15 protein-coding genes are annotated in these 18,933 nt (G+C 71.2%); 6 read left to right on the top strand and 9 right to left on the bottom strand.

What is annotated here, in order from left to right; translation table 11 throughout:
* Positions 1-105: 105 nt before the first annotated feature.
* The gene (locus QSK18_RS05220) at positions 106-1,953 is read right to left on the bottom strand and encodes an IucA/IucC family protein (RefSeq protein WP_285616801.1); all 1,848 of its coding nucleotides are present in this window, start codon (positions 1,951-1,953) and stop codon (positions 106-108) included.
* Positions 1,950-3,164 (bottom strand): ATP-grasp domain-containing protein, encoded by a 1,215-nt coding sequence (locus tag QSK18_RS05215; RefSeq protein ID WP_285616799.1) that lies wholly within the window; start codon positions 3,162-3,164, stop codon positions 1,950-1,952. The genes QSK18_RS05220 and QSK18_RS05215 overlap by 4 nt, the downstream gene beginning before the upstream one ends.
* 334 nt (positions 3,165-3,498) lie before the next feature.
* Here QSK18_RS05215 and QSK18_RS05210 point away from each other — a divergent pair, with 334 nt between their 5' ends.
* A complete protein-coding gene (locus QSK18_RS05210) occupies positions 3,499-4,275 on the top strand; it encodes a (2Fe-2S)-binding protein (protein WP_232808793.1) in 777 nt (258 codons plus the stop codon).
* On the opposite strand, the gene QSK18_RS05205 is transcribed toward QSK18_RS05210, so the two are convergent.
* Complete coding sequence (locus tag QSK18_RS05205) at positions 4,233-5,651, bottom strand: MFS transporter (protein ID WP_285616796.1); 1,419 nt, start codon at positions 5,649-5,651, stop codon at positions 4,233-4,235. The genes QSK18_RS05210 and QSK18_RS05205 overlap by 43 nt on opposite strands.
* Before the next feature lie 97 nt (positions 5,652-5,748).
* Between QSK18_RS05205 and QSK18_RS05200 the strand changes: the two genes are divergently transcribed.
* Entirely contained in the window at positions 5,749-6,402 is a 654-nt protein-coding gene (locus tag QSK18_RS05200; RefSeq protein WP_232808791.1) for a TetR/AcrR family transcriptional regulator, read from the top strand.
* Here QSK18_RS05200 and QSK18_RS05195 read toward each other — a convergent pair.
* The 6 genes from QSK18_RS05195 to QSK18_RS05170 form a co-directional block, all read right to left on the bottom strand.
* A complete protein-coding gene (locus tag QSK18_RS05195; protein WP_285616794.1) occupies positions 6,399-7,553 on the bottom strand; it encodes an RNA polymerase sigma factor in 1,155 nt (384 codons plus the stop codon). The genes QSK18_RS05200 and QSK18_RS05195 overlap by 4 nt on opposite strands.
* Before the next feature lie 46 nt (positions 7,554-7,599).
* Positions 7,600-7,992 carry a YciI family protein gene (locus tag QSK18_RS05190; RefSeq protein ID WP_285616792.1) on the bottom strand — a complete coding sequence of 131 codons (393 nt, stop codon included), beginning with the start codon at positions 7,990-7,992 and terminating at the stop codon, positions 7,600-7,602.
* A gap of 86 nt (positions 7,993-8,078) precedes the next feature.
* Positions 8,079-9,500: a M949_RS01915 family surface polysaccharide biosynthesis protein gene (locus QSK18_RS05185; RefSeq protein WP_285616790.1), complete on the bottom strand. Its 1,422-nt coding sequence runs from the start codon at positions 9,498-9,500 to the stop codon at positions 8,079-8,081.
* Positions 9,501-9,661: 161 nt separating this feature from the next.
* The gene (locus tag QSK18_RS05180; RefSeq protein ID WP_232808788.1) at positions 9,662-10,039 is read right to left on the bottom strand and encodes a phage holin family protein; all 378 of its coding nucleotides are present in this window, start codon (positions 10,037-10,039) and stop codon (positions 9,662-9,664) included.
* Between the two features lie 47 nt (positions 10,040-10,086).
* Positions 10,087-10,632 (bottom strand): DUF5317 family protein, encoded by a 546-nt coding sequence (locus QSK18_RS05175; RefSeq protein ID WP_285616788.1) that lies wholly within the window; start codon positions 10,630-10,632, stop codon positions 10,087-10,089.
* A gap of 424 nt (positions 10,633-11,056) precedes the next feature.
* Entirely contained in the window at positions 11,057-12,718 is a 1,662-nt protein-coding gene (locus QSK18_RS05170; RefSeq protein ID WP_352396466.1) for an MDR family MFS transporter, read from the bottom strand.
* 241 nt (positions 12,719-12,959) lie between these two features.
* On the opposite strand from QSK18_RS05170, the gene QSK18_RS05165 reads away from it, so the two are divergent.
* The 4 genes from QSK18_RS05165 to QSK18_RS05150 all read left to right on the top strand — a co-directional run bounded on the left by QSK18_RS05165 (position 12,960) and on the right by QSK18_RS05150 (position 18,871).
* Positions 12,960-13,769 (top strand): carbon-nitrogen family hydrolase, encoded by an 810-nt coding sequence (locus QSK18_RS05165; RefSeq protein WP_285616781.1) that lies wholly within the window; start codon positions 12,960-12,962, stop codon positions 13,767-13,769.
* Positions 13,770-13,836: 67 nt separating this feature from the next.
* Positions 13,837-15,885: a bifunctional copper resistance protein CopD/cytochrome c oxidase assembly protein gene (locus tag QSK18_RS05160; protein ID WP_285616779.1), complete on the top strand. Its 2,049-nt coding sequence runs from the start codon at positions 13,837-13,839 to the stop codon at positions 15,883-15,885.
* A gap of 13 nt (positions 15,886-15,898) precedes the next feature.
* Entirely contained in the window at positions 15,899-17,893 is a 1,995-nt protein-coding gene (locus QSK18_RS05155; RefSeq protein WP_285616777.1) for a S9 family peptidase, read from the top strand.
* 192 nt (positions 17,894-18,085) lie between these two features.
* Entirely contained in the window at positions 18,086-18,871 is a 786-nt protein-coding gene (locus tag QSK18_RS05150; RefSeq protein WP_232808782.1) for a hypothetical protein, read from the top strand.
* Positions 18,872-18,933: the final 62 nt, after the last annotated feature.

Here is an 18,933-nt window from a genome sequence, read left to right as displayed (position 1 = left end):
GCCCGGACACCTCTCGCACCAGACAGTTCAGCAGCGCCACCACCGTCACGGCCTCGGCGGTGACCGGTGCCGGGCTGATCCGGCAGACGTCGAGCGTCGGCCGGATCATAGGTAAGTAGGCGCGTCGGCGCCGTAGAACTTGTTCACGTCGGCAGCTCCCGTGCGTGATTTGGGCAGCAGCGTGGCGGCGGTCAGCGTCCGCTTCACCGGCAGTCTCTCCGCCTGGATGATCCCTGAGGTCAGGAGTGCGGTGTCGCGTGCGCCCCGGTGCGTGTCCGCAAGTTCGCGCAGCAACGGCCGCACTCGGGCGAGCAGGGGCGCAACCGGTCTCCGGAGAGCCAGAGCCGTCTCCACCAGCACCGCTGCCACACACTGGTGCAGCGTGGTGGTCACGAACATGGCGGCCAGATCCACCGGGTCCTTCGAGATCAGCCGCTCGTCGGCCAGGCCCGCCGGAGCCGCCTCACCCAGGGCGGCAGTGGCCAGCTCGGGATCGATCAGGCAACTGTCCAGGTCGCGCAGCAGCAGCCGGATCCCGTGCTGGTGATCCACGGCGATCAGCACGTTCTGTGCATGCGCTTCGTGCACGATGCCGTAGCGCAGCCACAGGGCCAGCTGCCACGCCAGCAGTCGGCGCAGGTACACGTCCAGGAACGCGTCGACATCACCGGCGAAGAACTCCTGGGCCAGCACCTCGACCAGCGGTCGGCCGTCCCAGCCACGAGCGGTGAGCGCGGCCACCGGCAGCACCCGGGCGTCGGCCAGATCCGGCCAGCGCCGCACCAGGACAGCCAAGTGGCCACTGGTATGTAGCCACGAGGACTCGTCAGCGATCAGCACCGAGTGGCCGAACTGCTCGTCCTGCTGCAGGAGCCGGCCGAGGCTGTGGGTCAGAACGGCACCGTCGGCCAGTGACGCCTGGCTGACCAGCCGGAGGTTGAGCCGGCCCAGCGTGCGCATCGGCAGGGGGACCTTGAGGTGGACCGACGGGTCGGACTCGGGCACAACTGTGCGCATCGAGAGGGTGGGGCGCACCTGCAGCCGGGGCGCGGGCAAGGGCTGCCAGGAAACGCCGGCCGCCTCGGTCAGTTGCCCCTTTGTCATGGCCGGGTGAACCGGGAGCGCGACTTCGGCCTCCGGGGTCTCGGGCCACCAGTTGGGCAGTTCGCCCCCGGCCTGGACCTGGTCGCGGGGCACCGATACCCAGCGCATCCCGAAGCGCGGTGCGTGTTCCGGTGCCCAGCGGGGTAGATCAGTCGGTCGCAGGCCGACCCGGGCGATCGAGAGCGGGTAGATCGGGTGGTCCCGCTGGGCGGCCAGAGACTCAGTGGCAAGCCAGAAATCAGTGTCCAGGGCGGTAGCCGGCGCCGTTCCGTCCAACGAGACCCGAGCCAAAGGAGCGGTGCCCTGCGAAGCCGCTCGCAAACGTCCATAAACCTCGGGCTGCCGCCGCCGACGCAGCCGCGCGGCGCGGGCTGCGGAACGGGCCTCGACCATGAGCGCCTCGAAACCGGCCCGGAACTCGGCCGCCAGTTCGGGGGCGACGCTGGTGAGCAGTTCCGCCTCGACCGCCCGCACCACCGACCCCAGGTGCCGCGAGTACCGGCGGGCCGGGTCCATCCGGATCGGCCCCACCTGGATCACCAGCGGCTTGCGCATGACCAGGTCGCTGACCAGGTCGCCGCGTTCCCGGGAGCCGGCCCGCACCGGCATCCGCAACCCGTTCAGGGCCAGCCAGAAGTCGGTCTCGGCCGGCTCGGTGCGCCGGGTCCAGCCGATCGACGAACGCCGCTCCGGCCGCGCTCCGGCCACCCGGGCCCTCGACACCGGCAGCAGCACGCCGCGGCTGCGCAGACCGGCCACGTCCTCACGCAGCAGGGCCGTGCCCAGCCGCAGGATCAGGTCCTGTTCCCACGGGGCCACGACATCGCGGCCCGAAAGCGCGCCGATCACCCGATCACCCAGTGCCCACCGGCCAGGAACTCGCTGGTCACGGCCTCGACGCCGACCGCCGAGGGGCCGGTGACGGTGACCGAGCCCAGGTAGTCCCGGTTCGTGCCGGTGACCTGCACCGGCACACCGACCGGCTTCATCGGCCGGTAGCTCAGCCGGTAGCTCTCGCCGTCCCGGAGCCGGTTCTCGTAGAACTCCTCCGGCGCCCGGTTCAGCACCGCGTCCTGCTCGACCAGAACCCAGTGCACGACGCCGGCCTGAGGCTCCGAGACGGGCGGATCCGGCTTCAGGGGTTCGCCGATCAGGAGCTGCAACACATCGTGGAACAGCGGCTCGCCGAGCAGGCGGGCCATGGCGAAGTCGCAGTGGTCGCCGATCAGCCGATCGTTCACCTCGACGATGCGCGGCCCGGCCGGGGTGAGCACGAACTCGGTGTGGCAGGCCCCGAAGCCGGCGCCGATCCCCTGCAGTTGGCTCAGCACCGTGGCCGTCACCTCGGGGTCGGGCTGCGGATCCCAGGTGAGGCGCTCCTCGATGAAGTAGGGCGGCGGTGACACCCGGGTCTGCCACCCGCCGAGCACCCGCAACCGGTCACCGTCGCCCAGGGTCTCCAGGGTCTGCAACGGCCCTTCGAGCATGCCTTCCAGCAGCAGATCGCTTTCCCGCCGTCGGGAGCGGACGTCGGCCACCCGGCGCACCAGCTCCTCGCGGTCGCGGATCATCACCACGTCTTCGCTGGCCACGCCTTCGGCGGGTTTGAGGACGACCGGGTAGGGGATCTCGGAGTCGTCCGGAAGAGCGCTGCCGGGCACCAGCCGGCGGCAGTAGGTGTCGTCCAGACCCCGGGCCCGCAGCCGGGCCCGCATCAGGCCCTTGTCACGAGCCCGCTGGGCCGCCCGCCAGTCCTTGCCGGGCAGCTGCAGGTAGTTCGCCACCAGGGCGGTCTGCACCTGGAGGTGGTCGCTGTTGCTGATCACGGCGATCGGGTCACCGGTGGCCTCGATCGTGGCCAGGACCGCGCGCACGTCCTGCACTGCGCAGCCGACCACCTCGGGCCGTCCCAACCGGTCGTGCTGCCCCGCGTAGGTGCGCCGGTGCGCATCCGGCTCGTCGGTCAGGACCCGCACCGGAAGACCCAGGTCGCGGGCGGCCGGGAGCAGCCCGTGGGTGACGGTGTCGGTGGGATTTCGGGCGAGCAGGACCACGGCCATGTGGATCACTTCAACACGACGCACTGTGCGGCGGACAGGGGGCCAGGTGCCGCCGGTCCGGCCGAGGGCGCCAAGAAGACACCGTGTCGTGTCTCAGCGTGATCGCGGATTCTGCTCAAGTACCGCCCGTCCATCACCGACAGGAGGGTGCTGCGTACAGGGCGTTGCACGTTCAGGAACTCCCAGAGGTGACGTCGTCCGGCTCCACGCTTTAAGGCTAGCCTTACCTTATAGTTGCTCCGGTCAGTGACGACGCCGACTCGTTGGGAGGGGAAAGATGGCAGGTCACAGTGCTGTTCGGCTCCTCTCGCGTCCTACCTGCGAGTCACATTTCGTGACCGAGGCCAACCCGGTGATGCTGCTGGCCGATCAGCTGCGGGCCCTGACTCCGGACACCCCGCACAGCTACGCCGCGCCCGACTTCGCGCGGGTTCCGCAGAGCCCCGACTGGTTCACTCCCCGTGAGGTGACGCAGTCGATGCTCGCTTCCGAGGCGGCGCACACCCAGGTCGGGCCGGCCGTGTTCGGGGCCCGGCTGGCAGGCAGCCTCGGCTATGCGGCGGTCGGCCGGCTGGCGGTGGCGCTCGCGGTGGCCGGCCGTGCCTACGACACCGGGCCCGACTCGCTGATGCTGCGGCTCGACGAGGAAGGGCTGGTCGCGCAGATCGCCCTCCGCTCCCCGCGTCTGGCTGTGCTCCCCGACGACTCGTTGGCCGGCGGGCCGCACGTCACCGTCGTCCAAGACCGGGCCGCACTTGCTTCCTGGGCGGCCCGGGGTGCCTACGCCACGCTCTCCGTGCTGGTCGAGCAGGTTCACGCGCACACCCGATACGGCACGGTCGCGATCTGGAACCAGATGGCCGACTCGGTGCTGAGCCCGTCCACCAAGGCCCCTCTCCTGGCCGGGCAGAGTCAGGAAGAGGGCCGGGCCGCCGGGCAGTTGCTGCTCGACGCTCTGGTGGCCGAGGGGGCGCCGATCCGGCGCCGGGGTACGGTCCGCACCGTGTGCACCGAGGCCGGGCGTGAAGTGCTCGACCCGGTGCGAGGCATGTGCTGCCTGTTCTACCGTCAGGACGAGGAGAAGTGCGGCGGCTGCCCGCTGGTCAAGTGATCCATCGGCGCCGCCGGTGGTGCCGCCCGAAGCCGCGAACTCAGGGCGAACACCAGCACCTGGGCCAGCGCGATCACCAGGAACAGCCAGCGCACCCAGTCGTCCACGACCGAGGGCAGTAACCCCAGCAAGGTCACGCCGAGGGACGCGCCGAACTGCACGGTCATGAACAGTGCCGTGCTGCCGGCCGACTGCTCGCCCGGCTCGAGCATGCGGAACGCCCCGGCCACGGTGGGGGCTGCGGTGCAGCCGAAGGCCAGGCCCACGAGCACGAACAGCGCGAAGAGAACGGGTAGCGGGAGTTCGTCGTGGGCCAGGGCGAACGTCCCGGTCGTCACCACTGTCACCGCTGATCCGCCGGCCACCAGAGGTCTGGCGCCCAGGCGGTCGCTCAGCCGTCCGCTCGAGCTCATCGAGACCAGCAGCCCCAGGCCGAGGGCGCTGACCAGCACGCCCTGCTCGAGCCCGGTCAGGCCGAAGCGTTCGGCGCCGAACAGCGGCAGCGAGGTGAGCATGGCGAACATGACCAGACCGGTGAGCCCCATGATGGCCAGACCGGCGCCGAACCCGGGCCGGCCGAGCAGTCGCAGGTCGAGCGCCGGCGGCCGGGACAGTCGCCGGGCGTAGGGCCCGTAGGCGATCAAGAGCCCGGCTCCGGCCAGACCGACGAGAACCAGGAGTGCGCTCGGTCCGGCGGCTTCGCCGGAGCGGTTGAGGGCGAACAGCAGCGCCACGAAGCCGAAGGTCAGCATCAGCAGCCCCGGTATGTCGGCGCGGGGCTGATCAATTGAGGACGACGGTGAGGGCGCGGGGGTCATCGATCGGGTCGCGGACAGCACGGCTACCAGAACGACGGCTCCCAGCGGCAGGTTGACCAAGAAGATCCACTGCCAGTGCCCGGTCTGCAGGAGCAGCCCACCGACCAGCGGCCCGGCCACCGGGGCCACGTTGATCACCGCCGCCATCACGCCCATGACCCGGCCCATCCGCTCCGGCGGCGAGAGGGTGGCGGCCAAGGTCATCGCGGTCGGCTCGATCATGCCGCCGCCCAGTCCCTGGACCACCCGGAAGCCGATCAGCGCGGGCACCGACCAGGCCAGGGCGGTCAGCGCGGACCCGGCCACGAACAGCAGCAGCCCGACGGTGAACATCGTCCGCGGGCCGTACCGCACGGTGAGCCAGTTCAGCACCGGCAGCACCGCGGCCACCGCCAGCAGGTAGGCGATCGTCGCCCACACCACCTGGTCGATCCGGGCGTCGAAGGAGTCGGCCAGCGACTCCAGGGCGACGGCCACGACCGTGCCGTCGAGCACCGCCAGCAGGGCCGCCCCGGCGACGGCGGTCAGGGCCGGCCACCGCATCTCCTTGACTGTCATGCTCGTCAAACTAAACTCGCTGGTTTGATTCAACCAACTGGTAAGTGCGGAAGAAGTGCCTCTTGAGTCAGAGGAAACTGGACCTACAATCAAGCTCGTGGCACTGAGGGATCGCAGGCGCGAGATTCTGGAGGCAGCGGCGCCGATCTTCGGCGACGAGGGGTACGAGCGCGCCAGCATCGACGCGATCGCCGGCCGGGCCGGCGTGTCCAAGCCCACCGTGTACAGCCACTTCGGTGGCAAGGAGCAGCTGTTCCGCGAGTCGGTGGCCGACTCGGCCCGGCAGCAGAACGAGGCCTCCCTCGCCGCCGTCCGCGAACTCGACCTCACCCCGGAGGGCTGGCGCGAGAGCCTCTTCCAGCTCGGCCTGGCCCTGGCCGACTGCTCCCTCAGCCCGTGCTCGGTCTACCTCGACCGGATGATCGCCGCCGAGATCGGCCGCGACCCGGCCATCTACGAGGTGGTGCAGGAGCGCGCGGTGCGCCCGGTGCAGGAGGCCCTGGCCGGGCGGCTGGCCATGCTGGGCAACGCCGGCTACCTGGACATCGACGACCCGGTCCGGGCCGGTCGCCAGTTCCAGGTGCTGATCAACGCCGAACTGCCCGAGCTGACCGTGCTCGGCACCCAGCGCATCAGCGCCGAGGAGTTCGAGGCCGCAGTGAGCCTGGGCGTCGAGACCTTCCTGCGGGCCTACGAAGTCCTGCCCGACGACGAGCCCTCGGACGAGTTCGACGGCGACCACACGCCCTAGCTCCTCTGCAGCCGTCTTCTGATCGCCGCGTTCACATCCAGCTCCAGGGCGCGGGCCCGGGCGGCCTCGGCCTCGACCGGCCGCCCCAGCCGGTCCAGCAGCAACGCCCGCGTCCCGTGCCAGAGCGCGTAGTCGCTCAGCCCGGTGAGCTCGTCGATCTCGGCCAATGCGCTGGCTGGACCGTTCAGTTCAGCAACGCCGACCGATCGGTTCAGCCGCACCACCGGCGTGTCGCAAACCGTCAGGAGCACGTCGTACCAGGAGACGATCGCAGCCCAGTCGGTCTGCTCAGCGCTCGGGGCGATCGCGTGGCAGGTGGCGATGGCGGCCTGCACCACGTACGGTTCAGGACGGTTCGGGGTCTGGGCCAGACCGCGTCCCAGCAACGCCACCCCTTCGCGGATCAGGTCTGCGCGCCAGCGGGAACGGTCCTGATCGGGTAGCAGCACCAGTTCGCCGTCGCGCATCCGGGCCGGGCGGCGCGAGTCCTGCAGCAGCATCAGCGACAGCAGCCCGGTCAGAGCCGGTTCGTCGGGCAGCAGCCGGTGCAACAGTCGCCCCAGCCGGATCGCCTCGTCCGCCAGGGCCGGCCGGATCGGATCCTCGCCCGCGGTGGCCGAGTACCCCTCGTTGAAGAGCAGGTACACACAGGCCGCGACCCCCTCGACCCGGGCCGGCAGTTCGTGCGTGGCGGGTATGCGGAACGGGATACCGGCCCGGGCGATCTTCTGCCGGGCCCGGGTCAGCCGCTTCGCCGCAGTCGCCTCTGGTACCAGGAGCGCCCGGCCCACCTCGGCCGTGCTCAGCCCGCAGAGCGTGCGCAGGCTCAGCGCCACCTGTGCGGGGACCGACAGCGCCGGATGACAGCAGGTGAAGACCAGACGCAGCAGGTCGTCCGGGATCTCCTGGTCGGCCGGTTCGGCCTGGAACAGCCTCTGCAGCCGCATCGCCTCGGCCTCCCGCTCGTCCCGGCGGCTCTCCCGCCGCACCACGTCCAGCGCGCAGCGTCGGGCCGTCACCGTCAGCCAGGCCCGCGGGTTGTCCGGCACCCCGGCCTCGGGCCACGAGCGCAGGGCCCGGACCGACGCCTCCTGAAAGGCGTCCTCGGCCAGCTGGACGTCGTTCAGGGCGCGCACCAGCCCGGCGACCACCCGGGCGCCCTCGAGCCGGATGGTCTGCTCGAGGGCGCCGGCAACGTCACTGACCAGTGATTTCCTCCTCGGTGCGACCGTCGAAGGTCATCACCGGCCGCACCTCGACGCAGCCGGTCCAGGCGGCCGGGATGAGAGCGGCCAGGGCGATAGCCGCGTCCAGGTCGGGAGCCTCGAGCAGGTAGTACCCGCCGAGCACCTCCTTGGTCTCGGCGAACGGCCCGTCGGTGGTGATCACCTCGCCGCCCTTGCCACCTCGCACGCGCACGGTGGTGGCGGTGGAGCTGGGGTAGAGCGCGTTACCCCCGCGCACGGCCTCGGCCGCGACCCGGTCGAACTCCTCGTACTCCTTGAGCAGCGCCGCGGTGGCCTCGGCGTACTCCGGCTGCGAGTAGTCCTCGTCCTCGATGTCGTAGAGCAGAGCGAGGTACTGGGGCATGGGTGTCCTCCCTGCGGGCGGGCCGGTGCCTTTCGACCGGCCTCACTCTAAGGACGAACGGCGACCGGCCGAGAAGGACACCCGGCCTATTCGCTGACCGGGAAGAACATCCGGCCGTAGTTCTCGCGCACGGTGTCGTAGTAGCCGGTCGGCCACTTCCCGACTTCCGGATCGGCGGGCTCGGTGGAACCCTTGCCGGACTTGAGCACGCCGGTGCCGCGCACGATGTACTTCTTGCCGTTGCTCAGCAGGGCCAGCTTGGCCACGCTCTCGGACGCCTTGCCGCAGCGCGAGGACCAGCCCACGATGACCTCGGCGAAGCCGTCGCCGTCGAGGTTCACCACCTGCATCCCCTCCTTGGCGAAGCTCGCCTGCCCGCCGGCCCGGCCGTTGTCGCAGGCCGGCAGGTCCGGGTCGGTCATCTCGCGCCTCACGTCCGGGTCGCCGCCGTCGAGCCCGACCACGTGCACCACCTTCAGGGTGGTCTTGCGCTTGGCGGCCGGGATCCGGATCGCGGCGATCAGGTTCTTGCCGTTCTGGTCGGACCACTCGTAGGCCTCGACCACCTTGCCGCCGGACTCGGCGTCGGCGCGCTGCAGCATCTTGGACGCGTCCACCGCCTTCACCTTGCCCAGCTGGGGCACGGCCAGGCTGGTCGGGGTGATCTTGGGCTTGGCCTCGTCCGCCCCGCCGCCCCCGCTGAGCAGGGCGACCAGCACGATCAGGAGCACCACCAGGCCACCGGCGATGGCGATCAGCACGAAGCGGGCCTCGGGCAGCTGCACGGTGAAGAACTGCCGCAGCGGGCTCGGTGCGTCGTCGTCCCCCCGGGGGGAGGCCTCGGGCCGGGGCGGGGGTGGCGGCGGGGCAGCGGCCTTCTTCTGCGGCGTCTGGCCGCGCTGCGCGAGCACCTCGTCGGGCAGCGGGATCGGCCCGCTGAAGGTGGCCCAGATGTCGCCGTTCTGCGGGGGCGCGTAGGCGTTGCGGTCGGCCGGGACCACCGGCCGGGGCTTGGTCTGCTTCACCGGCCGGGCCGGCGGTTCCGGCGCCGCGACCCGGCGCACCTGCGGCTTCTTCGGCTTCGGAGCCGGAGCGGGGGCAGGGGCGACCGGCGTCTCGGTGGCCAGCGGGTTGGGCTGGGTCGAGTCGGCCGGGGGCGCGTCGGAGGTGACGCCCTGCTCCTCGATCAGCGGCAGAGGCATGGTGGAGGCGTCGTGCCCGGCCTCGGAGCGCGGGCTCGTCAGCGACGAGGGCGGCTGGGGCACCGGGGTGGCGTCGGGCCAGCCCCCCTGCGACGGCAACCCGGTGTCGGGCGCGTAGGGCGGCTGGACGTCGCGCTGCTCCGGTGAGGGGGAGTGCGACCCGGGACGGTAGATCTCCGTCTCGTACGGATCGGAGGTCTCGTCGTCCTGCAGGGACGTCTTCGTGTCACGGTCCTCGTCGCGCAGGTGCACCCGCGGACCGGGCTCCGGCGGGCGGGTCCACCAGGGCCCCTGCTCGTCGTCCACGTTGCCGTACCCCTTCCACAGCCACTCGAACCGTCGGCCACCGGGCTGGAATCCGGCAGACGGCTCGCGCGGCTCTCGACCGGTTCGATCCTCCCACGCCCACCTGGGTAGCGCTGCCCACCGTCCCTGTCTGCGGCCGGAAGCGCTAAAGACAGCTACTTTCAGTCACTGTCCGGGAGAACCAGATTCAGAACCATGCTCACGAAAGTGACCACCACGGCCGCCCCGAGCGCCGACCAGAAGAAGTCGTCGATCGTGAACGAGATGTTCAGCCGGCCCGACAGCCAGGCCACGAGCTCGAGCATGAGGGCATTCACCACGAAGGCGAACAAGCCCAGTGTGATGAAGTAAAACGGCAAAGAAAAGAGCTTCACCACCGGTTTGACGACCGCATTCACCAGACCGAAGATCGCGCCGACGACCAGCAGGGTCAGCACCGTCTGGCCGGTGTCGTCCCCGGTCACCTCGACACCCGGTACCAGCGCGGTGGCGACCCAGATCGCCACCGCGTTGACCACAATCTTGATCAGGATGTTCACCGGCCGAATCCTGCCAGAGGTGACCAATGATCACGACGTACCGATCATCACGATCGGGAGCCGGAACCGGAGCGGGCCGGTCCGCAGATCCGGGCCGAGGCCAGCGCCACACCGGCCAGGATCAGCACGTCACCCACACTGAACACATTGGCCAGGGGAATGGGGGCGGGAATCGCGAACACGTCACCCAGGAACCACAGACGCGGTTCGGCCAGCGGCGCCGAATTGCTGAACCCGTCCCCCTCGGTCCGGAGACCGGCCACCGCCATCGCCTCGGCCGAGGCCGGCAGCGTCCCGCCGTTGACCGCGATGGTCAGGCCGTTACCCAGCCCGCCCAGTCCGATCAGCGGGACCCCGGGCAGAGCGCGGTTCGCCCAGATCACCGCACCGAGCACCAGGTAGCTGCTGATGTGCAGTCCGGCCGCGACCTCGCGGGGAACCCGGGAACCCAGGCCGATGGCCACCACCTGGAGCAGCAGGCCCAGCAGCAGCCAGTGCCGTCCGGCGATCTCCACCTCGGCGAGGCGGGACAACTTGCCGCCGAACGCCGCCGGCAGCAGCAGGAGCAGGGTGGCCAGGACAGTCAGGATCACCTGGACCGGCCGGTCGGTCGCCGGACCGGACCGGACGATCCGGCTGCTGGACCGGTCGGTCCAGGCCCGGGACCGGTCGGTCCGTTCCGCAGGACGGCAGACGCGGGGTCCGCGGCCGCAGCCACGGACCCCGCTGCTGTCACCACCACTTGTGGCCGGCTCCGGCGAGAGTGACGAGGAGGACGATGCTCCCCAGGGTGGTGACTGCGCGGGTGGTGAGGTGAGCCTTCATTGGTCCACTTCCCTTCGGCGGTGCGGATCGGAGCCCTGATCGTCAGGGGGCCGTGATCGCTTGCGCCATGCCTGCCCGCCCTAGTCACACGAGCGGGTGAACTCCCGGGAAGTCCCAAAACCACACGAGCAGAACCAATGGACGTCCGGTGCCACCGGACGTCCATCGGTTGCCATTGCTGTGGTTGGGTTTTTACTCCGCCGCGGCCCGGGCCTGCAGACCCGACTGCGTGCGCAGCTGCTCCTCCGGAAGGAACCAGCTGATCAGGAAGGCCAGGACCAGCACCCCGGCGCCGATCAGGAAGACCAGATGCATGGAGTCGGCGAAGCCCTCCAGGACCGGCCGGGCCAGCGCCGGGTCGAGACGGCCGAGGAAGGAGGAGTCGTCGATCGAGATCCCTCCGCCGGTGCCGTTCTTCACCAGGTTCACGATCGGCGCGTTGTCCGGGTCGGCGGCCACCGCCGGGTCGGCCAGGGCACGGCTGAACGCCGAGCCGGGATCGGCCGCGGACCGGGCGATCTCGTCGGAGATATTGCCTACCACCGAGCCGAACAGCACCGACAGGAACACCGCGGTGCCCAGGGTCCCGCCCATCTGGCGGAAGAACGTGGCCGAGGAGGTGGCCACCCCCATGTCCCGCGGCGGCACCGAGTTCTGCATGGCCAGCACCAGCGTCTGCATGTTGAAGCCCAGCCCCAGACCGAAGACCAGGGCGAAGCAGCCGACCACCACCAGCGAGGTGTCCACGTTCATGGTCGAGTACAGGAACATGCCGGTGGTGAACAGGACCGAGCCGGCGATCGGGAAGATCCGGTAGCGGCCGGTCCGGGAGATGAACTGGCCGGAGACGATCGAGCCGGACATCATTCCCGCGGTCAGCGGCAGCATCAGCAGGCCGGACTCGGTCGGCGTGTGGCCCTTGACGATCTGCAGGTACAGCGGCAGCGCGGCGAGACCGCCGAACATGCCCATGCCGATGATGAAGTTGAGCGTGGAGCCGACCGTGAAGGTCTTGTTGCCGAGCAGCCGGATCGGCAGCAGGGCGTCGTCGCCGATCCGCCGCTCGGCCCACAGGAAGAGCACGAAACCGGTGACCCCGACCACGAAGCAGGTGATCGAGCCGGCGCTGCCCCAGCCCCACTCGCGGCCCTGCTCGGCCACGGTCAGCAGCGGTACCAGCATCAGGGTGAGCGACACGGCGCCCAGAACGTCGATGCGGTGGTCCCGGCGGGTGTGCGGGATGTGCAGCACCCGCGCCACCACGACCAGGGCGATGATCCCGATCGGGACGTTGATCAGGAACACCCAGCGCCAGCCGCTGACCCACAGGATCGTGTCAGCACCTGCGAAGAACCCGCCCACCAGCGGCCCGAGCACGCTCGAGGAACCGAACACGGCCAGGAAGTAGCCCTGGTAGCGGGCCCGTTCCCGGGGCGGCACGATGTCGCCGACGATCGCCAGGGCGAGCGAGAACAGCCCGCCCGCGCCCAGGCCCTGGAACGCCCGGAAGGCGGCCAGCTGGTACATGTCCTGGGCGAAGCCGCACAACGCCGAGCCGACCACGAACAGCGAGATCGCGGTGAGGAAGAACGGCCGCCGCCCGTACAGGTCGGACAGCTTGCCGTAGAGCGGGGTGCTGATCGTCGAGGTGATCAGGTAGGCCGTGGTCACCCAGGCCTGGACGCTCAGCCCGTCGAGGTCGTCGGAGATGGTCCGGATTGACGTGGAGACGATGGTCAGGTCGAGGGCGGCCAGCAGCATGCCCATCATCAGGCCGCTGATGATCACCACGATCTGCCGGTGGGTCAGCGCCGCGCCGGCACCCGGCTCGGGGGTGGTGCCGGCGTCGGCCATGACCTGGCCGGGGTTCGGCTCGGCCGGCTCGCGGGCCGGCTGGTCCGGATCGGGTGGTGTGGGCGTGGGCATGAGGCTCCAGATGGGCGTTGACTCGTCGGGTGCATCGGTCGGCGCAGCCCGGCCGGTAAGCCTCCGGGGCCAAGAAATCCGCCGCGGTGATTGTGTCAGGCAACCGTCCGGCGTAGCTGCGCAGTTGCCCGCGGCCGGGTGACCGGGCCGGACCCGTACGCTGGCCGTCATGCGCGTACACGTGCTCCAGCTGGCCTATGGCGACGAGGAACCGGTAGCCGAGCGGGTGGAACGCGCCGCCGCGCTGGTCGCCGCGCAGTCCGGCGCCGACCTGGTGGTGCTGCCCGAGCTCTGGGCGCCGACCGGGTTCGGCTACCGGCGCTGGGCCGAGGCGGCCGAGCCGCTGGACGGGCCCACGGTGGGGGCGATCTGCCGGGCGGCCAAGGAGATCGGCGCCTACGTGCACGCCGGATCGATCATCGAACAGGCCCGCGACGGCGCCGACCCCGGGCCGCAGAGACGCGGGCGGTGGAACACCTCGGTGCTGATCGGCCGGGACGGCCTGCCCATGGTCAGCTACCGCAAGGTGCACCGGTTCGGCTTCTCCGCCGGTGAGCCGGACCTGATCGAGGCCGGCACCGAGCTGGTCACGGCCGGCCTGCAGTCGGCCGACGGTCACCTCGTGGCGGGCCTGTCCACCTGCTACGACCTGCGCTTCCCGGAGCTGTACCGGGGCCTCACGGCGGCCGGGGCCCAGATGTTCGTGATCCCGGCAGCCTGGCCGGCGCCGCGGGTGGAGCACTGGCGGCTGCTGGGCCGGGCCCGCGCGGTGGAGAACCAGGCGGTCGTGGTCCAGTGCAACACGGCCGGCACCCACGCCGGCACCAGAATGGGCGGGCACAGCCAGGTGGTCTCGGCCACCGGTGAGGTGCTGGCCGAGGCCGGTGAGGACGAGACCGTCCTGGTGGCCGAGATCGACCCGGCCGCCGTCGCGCAGTACCGGGAGTCGTTCCCGGTCCTGGCCGACCGGCGCCTGTGAAACAAGGTCCCGGACAGACGCGGAACAGACGCGGATCAGACGTGAAGCAGAAGTGGATGACCCCTCAGTGAGCAGCCCGACGACCACTCGCCAGCCCCTCGACGTGGGCCGGACGGCCACGATCGGCACCGTGCTGGTGGTGCTGGCCCTCGGCACCGCGGTGCTGGCCGCCGCCGGTTCCGGAGCGGCCGTGCCGAGCATCCTGCAGGACCCGGGCCCGATGGTGCGCTGGGGCCTGATCCTCGCCCGGGTGGTCGCCGACATCGCCGGGGCGGTCACCGTCGGCGTGCTGCTGCTGACCGCCCTCGCCCTGCCGGTGGGCCGTCAGGGCGAGGCCCACCGCCCGGCCTTCCTGATCGCCGCGGCCTCGGCCACCGTCTGGGCCCTGGCCGCGATCGCGCTGCTGGTGTTCAACCTGGCCGACGTGCTCGGCGCGCCGATGGACAGCCCGGGCTTCGGCAGCCAACTGGTGGCCTACACCCGCGACATCGACCTGGGCCGGGGCCTCGGGCTGACCGCGGCCGGCGCCGCGGTGGTCGGCCTGCTCGCGGCCGGGGCGGTCAAGACCACCTCGGCCGCCTGGCTCGCCGCCGGTTCGCTGGCCTGCCTGGTCCCGACCGCGCTGAACGGGCACTCCAGCAGCAGCGGTGACCACCAGACCGCGGTCACCAGCATGGGCCTGCACCTGATCGGTGCGGCCGTGTGGGTCGGCGGGCTGGCCGCCCTGCTGCTGCTCGCCCCCACGATCAAGGGCCCGGTGCTGGCCCGGGCGGCCGAGCGCTACTCCACCTTCGCCCTCTGGTCCTTCGTCGCGGTCGGCCTGTCCGGGCTGGTCAACTCCTCGCTGCGGATCTCCGACCTGGGCAGCCTGGGCTCCAGCTACGGCCTGCTGCTGCTGGGCAAGACCGCGGCCCTGGTCCTGCTCGGCCTGTTCGGCTACCGCCACCGGGTGGCCACCCTGCCCGCCCTGGAGGCCGGCCGCCGCGGCGCCTTCACCCGGCTCGCCGTGGTCGAGCTGGGCATCATGGCGATCGCCTTCGGCCTGGCCTCGGCGCTGTCGCGCACCCCACCGCCGAGCACCGGCTACCGCAGCACCGACATCGCCGAGTCGATCACCGGCTACCCGATGCCGCCGGAGCCCACCCTGGCCCGCTGGCTCACTTCCTGGCAGCCCGACCTGATGTGGATCGTGATCGGCGCGGTCGTCCTCCTCGCCTACTTCACCGGTGTGGTCCGGCTGCGCCGGCGGGGCGACGCCTGGCCGGTCGGCCGGTCGGTGGCCCTGGTGTCCGGTGTCGCCCTGCTGATCTACGCCACCTGCGGGGCCCCCGCGGTCTACGGCCGGGTGACGTTCAGCGGCCACATGATCATGCACATGATGCTGGCGATGATCGTGCCGCCGCTGCTGGTGCTCTCGGCACCGATCACCCTGGCCCTGCGCACCCTGACCACGCGCCGCGACGGCAGCCGGGGCCCGCGCGAGTGGCTGCTGATCGTGACCGAGTCGCGCTACCTGAAGCTGATCTCGTTCCCGCCGGTGGCCGCCCTGATCTTCGCCGGCAGCCTGGTCGTCTTCTACTACTCCGACCTGTTCGAGATGGCGCTGACCACGCACACCGGGCACGAGCTGATGGACGTGCACTTCCTGCTCAGCGGCTACCTGTTCGCCTGGACGATGATCGGCGTCGACCCGGGACCCAAGCGCTTCGGCTACCCGCTGCGGCTGATCGTGCTCCTGGCCACCATGGCCTTCCACGCGTTCTTCTTCCTGGCCATGATGAACGGCGAGACCGTGCTGCAGTCGGAGTTCTTCGGCAACCTCGGCCGCACCTGGGGCGGCGGGCTGCTCAGCGACCAGCAGTACGGCGGCGGCATCGGCTGGGGCATCGGCGAGTTCCCGACCCTGCTGATCGCGCTGGTCCTGATGGTGCAGTGGGCCCGCTCCGACGACCGCGAGCAGCGCCGTTACGACCGTAAGGCCGATCGCGACGGCGACGCCGAGCTGGAGGCCTACAACCAGATGCTGGCCAAGATGTCGGGCCGGAAGACCGCCACGGTGACCACGTCGACGGCGCCCGAAGAGGCCACGCAGGAGGAGAAGCCGCCGGCTTCGTGATAGGACAAATCGGGTGAACCTGGATCACTTCCTCGAGCTCCCGCGCCTGTCCGGGCTGAGCGTCTCGCCCGACGGCGACCGCCTGGTCGTCACGGTCTCCGTGCTCGACCCCAAGCGCACGGGCTTCACCAGTTCGCTGTGGGAGGTCCCGGTCGATCCGCAGGGCCCGGCCCCGCGCCGGCTCACCTGGGGCGGCACCGGCGAGTCCCGGCCGGTGTTCCGGCCGGACGGCTCGTTGCTGTTCACCTCGGCGCGGCCCGATCCGGACGACGACGAGGAGGAGCGCCCGGCCTCGCTCTGGCTGATGCCGGACCGCGGTGAGGCCCGGCCGTACGCCACCCGGCCGGGCGGGATCAGCAGTGTGGTGGTCGCCGCCGAGGCCGGCACGGTGGTGCTGACCTCACCCACCCTGCCCAGCTCGACCAGTCCCGGCGAGGACGAGCGGCGACGCAAGGCCCGGCGCGAGCTGAAGGTGTCGGCCACCCTGCACGAGAGCATCCCGGTGCGCTGGTGGGACGAGTTCTGGGGGCCGGCGGCCGACCGGCTGTTCGTGCTGGACGACGAGGGCACGGCGCGCGACCTCACCGGTCCCACCGGCCCGGCTCTGCGCCCCGAACCGGACTACGCGGTGAGCCCGGACGGGAGCACGGTGATCTGCAGCTGGACCGAGGTCCGGTCCGGCGGTGTGCTGCGGCCCCACCTGATCTCGATCGACGTGCCCACCGGAGCCCGCCGCACCCTGCTCACCGAGGACGTGGCCGAGTTCCGCAGCCCGGCGTTCTCGGCCGACGGCTCGAAGGTCGCGTTCGTGTCCGAGGCGGTGCCCAGCCCCGACACCCCCGAGCACCAGCGGCTGATGGTGCTGCACCTGACCGGCGACCGCGCCGGGCAGGTGCACGAGGCCGCGCCGGGCTGGGACCGCTGGCCCACCGGCACGCCGGTCTGGACGCCGGACGGCGAGGCGCTGCTGGTCACCGCCGACGACCAGGGGCACGCGCCGGTGTTCCGGATCGATCTGGACCGGCGCACGGTACGCAAGCTCACCGACCGCGGTGCCTTCACCGACCTGACCATCACCCGGGACGGCAGCGGGCTGTACGCCCTACGCTCGAGCGTCGACTCCCCGCCCGCCCCGGTCCGCATCGACCCGCGGACCGGCGAGGTCACGGCCCTGCGCGGCCCGGCCGAGGAGCTGCCCCTGCCGGGCACCCTCACCGAGGTGACCACCACGGCCGAGGACGGAACCCCGCTGCGGGGCTGGCTGGTCCTTCCGGAGCAGGCCTCGGCGGATCGCCCGGCGCCGCTGCTGCTGTGGGTGCACGGAGGACCGCTGGGCTCGTGGAACGGCTGGCACTGGCGCTGGAACCCGTGGCTGGCGGCCGCCCAGGGCTACGCCGTCCTGCTGCCCGACCCGGCCCTCTCCACCGGCTACGGGCTCGACTTCGTCCGCCGCGGCTGGGGAGCCTGGGGCGGTGCCCCCTACACCGACCTGATGCGGATCACCGACGTGACGGTGGAGCGCGAGGACATCGACGCCGGGCGCACGGCCGCCATGGGCGCCTCGTACGGCGGCTACATGGCCAACTGGATCGCCGGTCACACCGACCGGTTCCGGGGCATCGTCGCGCACGCCAGCATCTGGGACCTCGACACCTTCCGAGGCACCACCGACGCGGGCTTCTACTGGCGCCAGATCATGACCGCCCAGGCCCGGGCCGAGCACTCCCCGGCCCGGTTCGCCGAGTCGATCACCACCCCGATGCTGGTGATCCACGGCGAGAAGGACTACCGCACGCCGATCAGCGAAGGGCTGGCCCTGTTCGCCCGGCTGGGCGAGCTGAACGTGGGTGAGGACGGCACCATGCCGCACCGGCTGCTGGTCTTCCCGGACGAGAACCACTGGGTGCTCCGGCCGCAGAACCTGTGCGTCTGGTACGAGACGGTTTTCGCGTTCCTCGCCCAGACCGTTCAAGGGGAACCCTGGCAGACTCCCGACCTGCTGCGCTGAACAACCGGCGGCTCCCGGCCGCCGAACGGGCGGGCCGCGGTGCCCTGGTCCGGCCGATGGTGCGCCGGGGCACTTGTGGATGAAACTTTCGGTTGACCGTGCAACGTTCACTTCCTCGGCAGCGTCTGCCCCGCGGGAGGACGCCGACGGGATGCCGGCGCACGGGACCTGAGAAGTGAGGAAAGGCGCGCGATGACGGAGCAAGGAGCGGACGCCGAGCTCGCGGCACGGCTCGACGTCGCTCTGCACGAGCGGCTGAGTGAGTCGTCCGTGGATGTCGCCGCCCTGGCGGCCGGCAGCCGGCGGCGCTCGCGAAGAGTGCGCTCGCAACGGCTGGGTGCCGCGGTCGGTGCCCTGGCCGTGCTGGTCGCCGTGCCGGTGGGCTGGCAACTGGCCACCGCCGAGCAGAGCACCGACAGTGTGAGCGCCGTTCTCCTGCCGAAACACGAGCAGCGCGCGGCGGCCGAGGTGCCTGAGTCGCTCGGCTTCTCCGCCTCCGAGCTGCCCCCTGGGGTCAGCCTCACCGGGGCGGCGGCCGGGGCCAGTTCCGGATCGGTCGATCCCGAACTGGTCGACGGGCTGAGCTGCGCCGGGCCCACCGGTACGGCCCAGCCCGGGGTCACCGACAACGCCCAGCAGCGCGAGTGGCGCTGGAGCGGTGACACCGAGGTCTCCCTCACGGTCACCCGCTGGCCCAGTACCGACGCCGCGGCCGACGCGCTCACCGGGCTGACCACCGGCATCGGGGGTTGTTCGTGGAACCAGCCGGTCGAGGTGCTGCCGCACGAGGTCACCGGTTCCGAGCAGACCTGGGCCGGCAGCAGCACCGCCGACGGGCGCGCGGTGGTACGGATGCTGGTGCGGGTGAACGAGCTGGTCGCCGGGGTGCAGGTGGCCGGCAGCGACGAGGAGACCGCCGCGGAACTGGCCGACTCGCTGGCCACGATCGAGGTGGAGAAGCTCACCGCGCTCGACTGAGACCCGGTCGGTATCTGGCTGAGAACGGCCGTACAGCACCTGTTTCCGGGCGCCTCCCGATC

Source organism: Kineosporia sp. NBRC 101677 (assembly GCF_030269265.1).
Lineage (GTDB): Bacteria > Actinomycetota > Actinomycetes > Actinomycetales > Kineosporiaceae > Kineosporia > Kineosporia rhizophila.
Note: the sequence above shows the minus strand (reverse complement) of the source record. Positions and strands in the feature narration are given on the sequence as shown.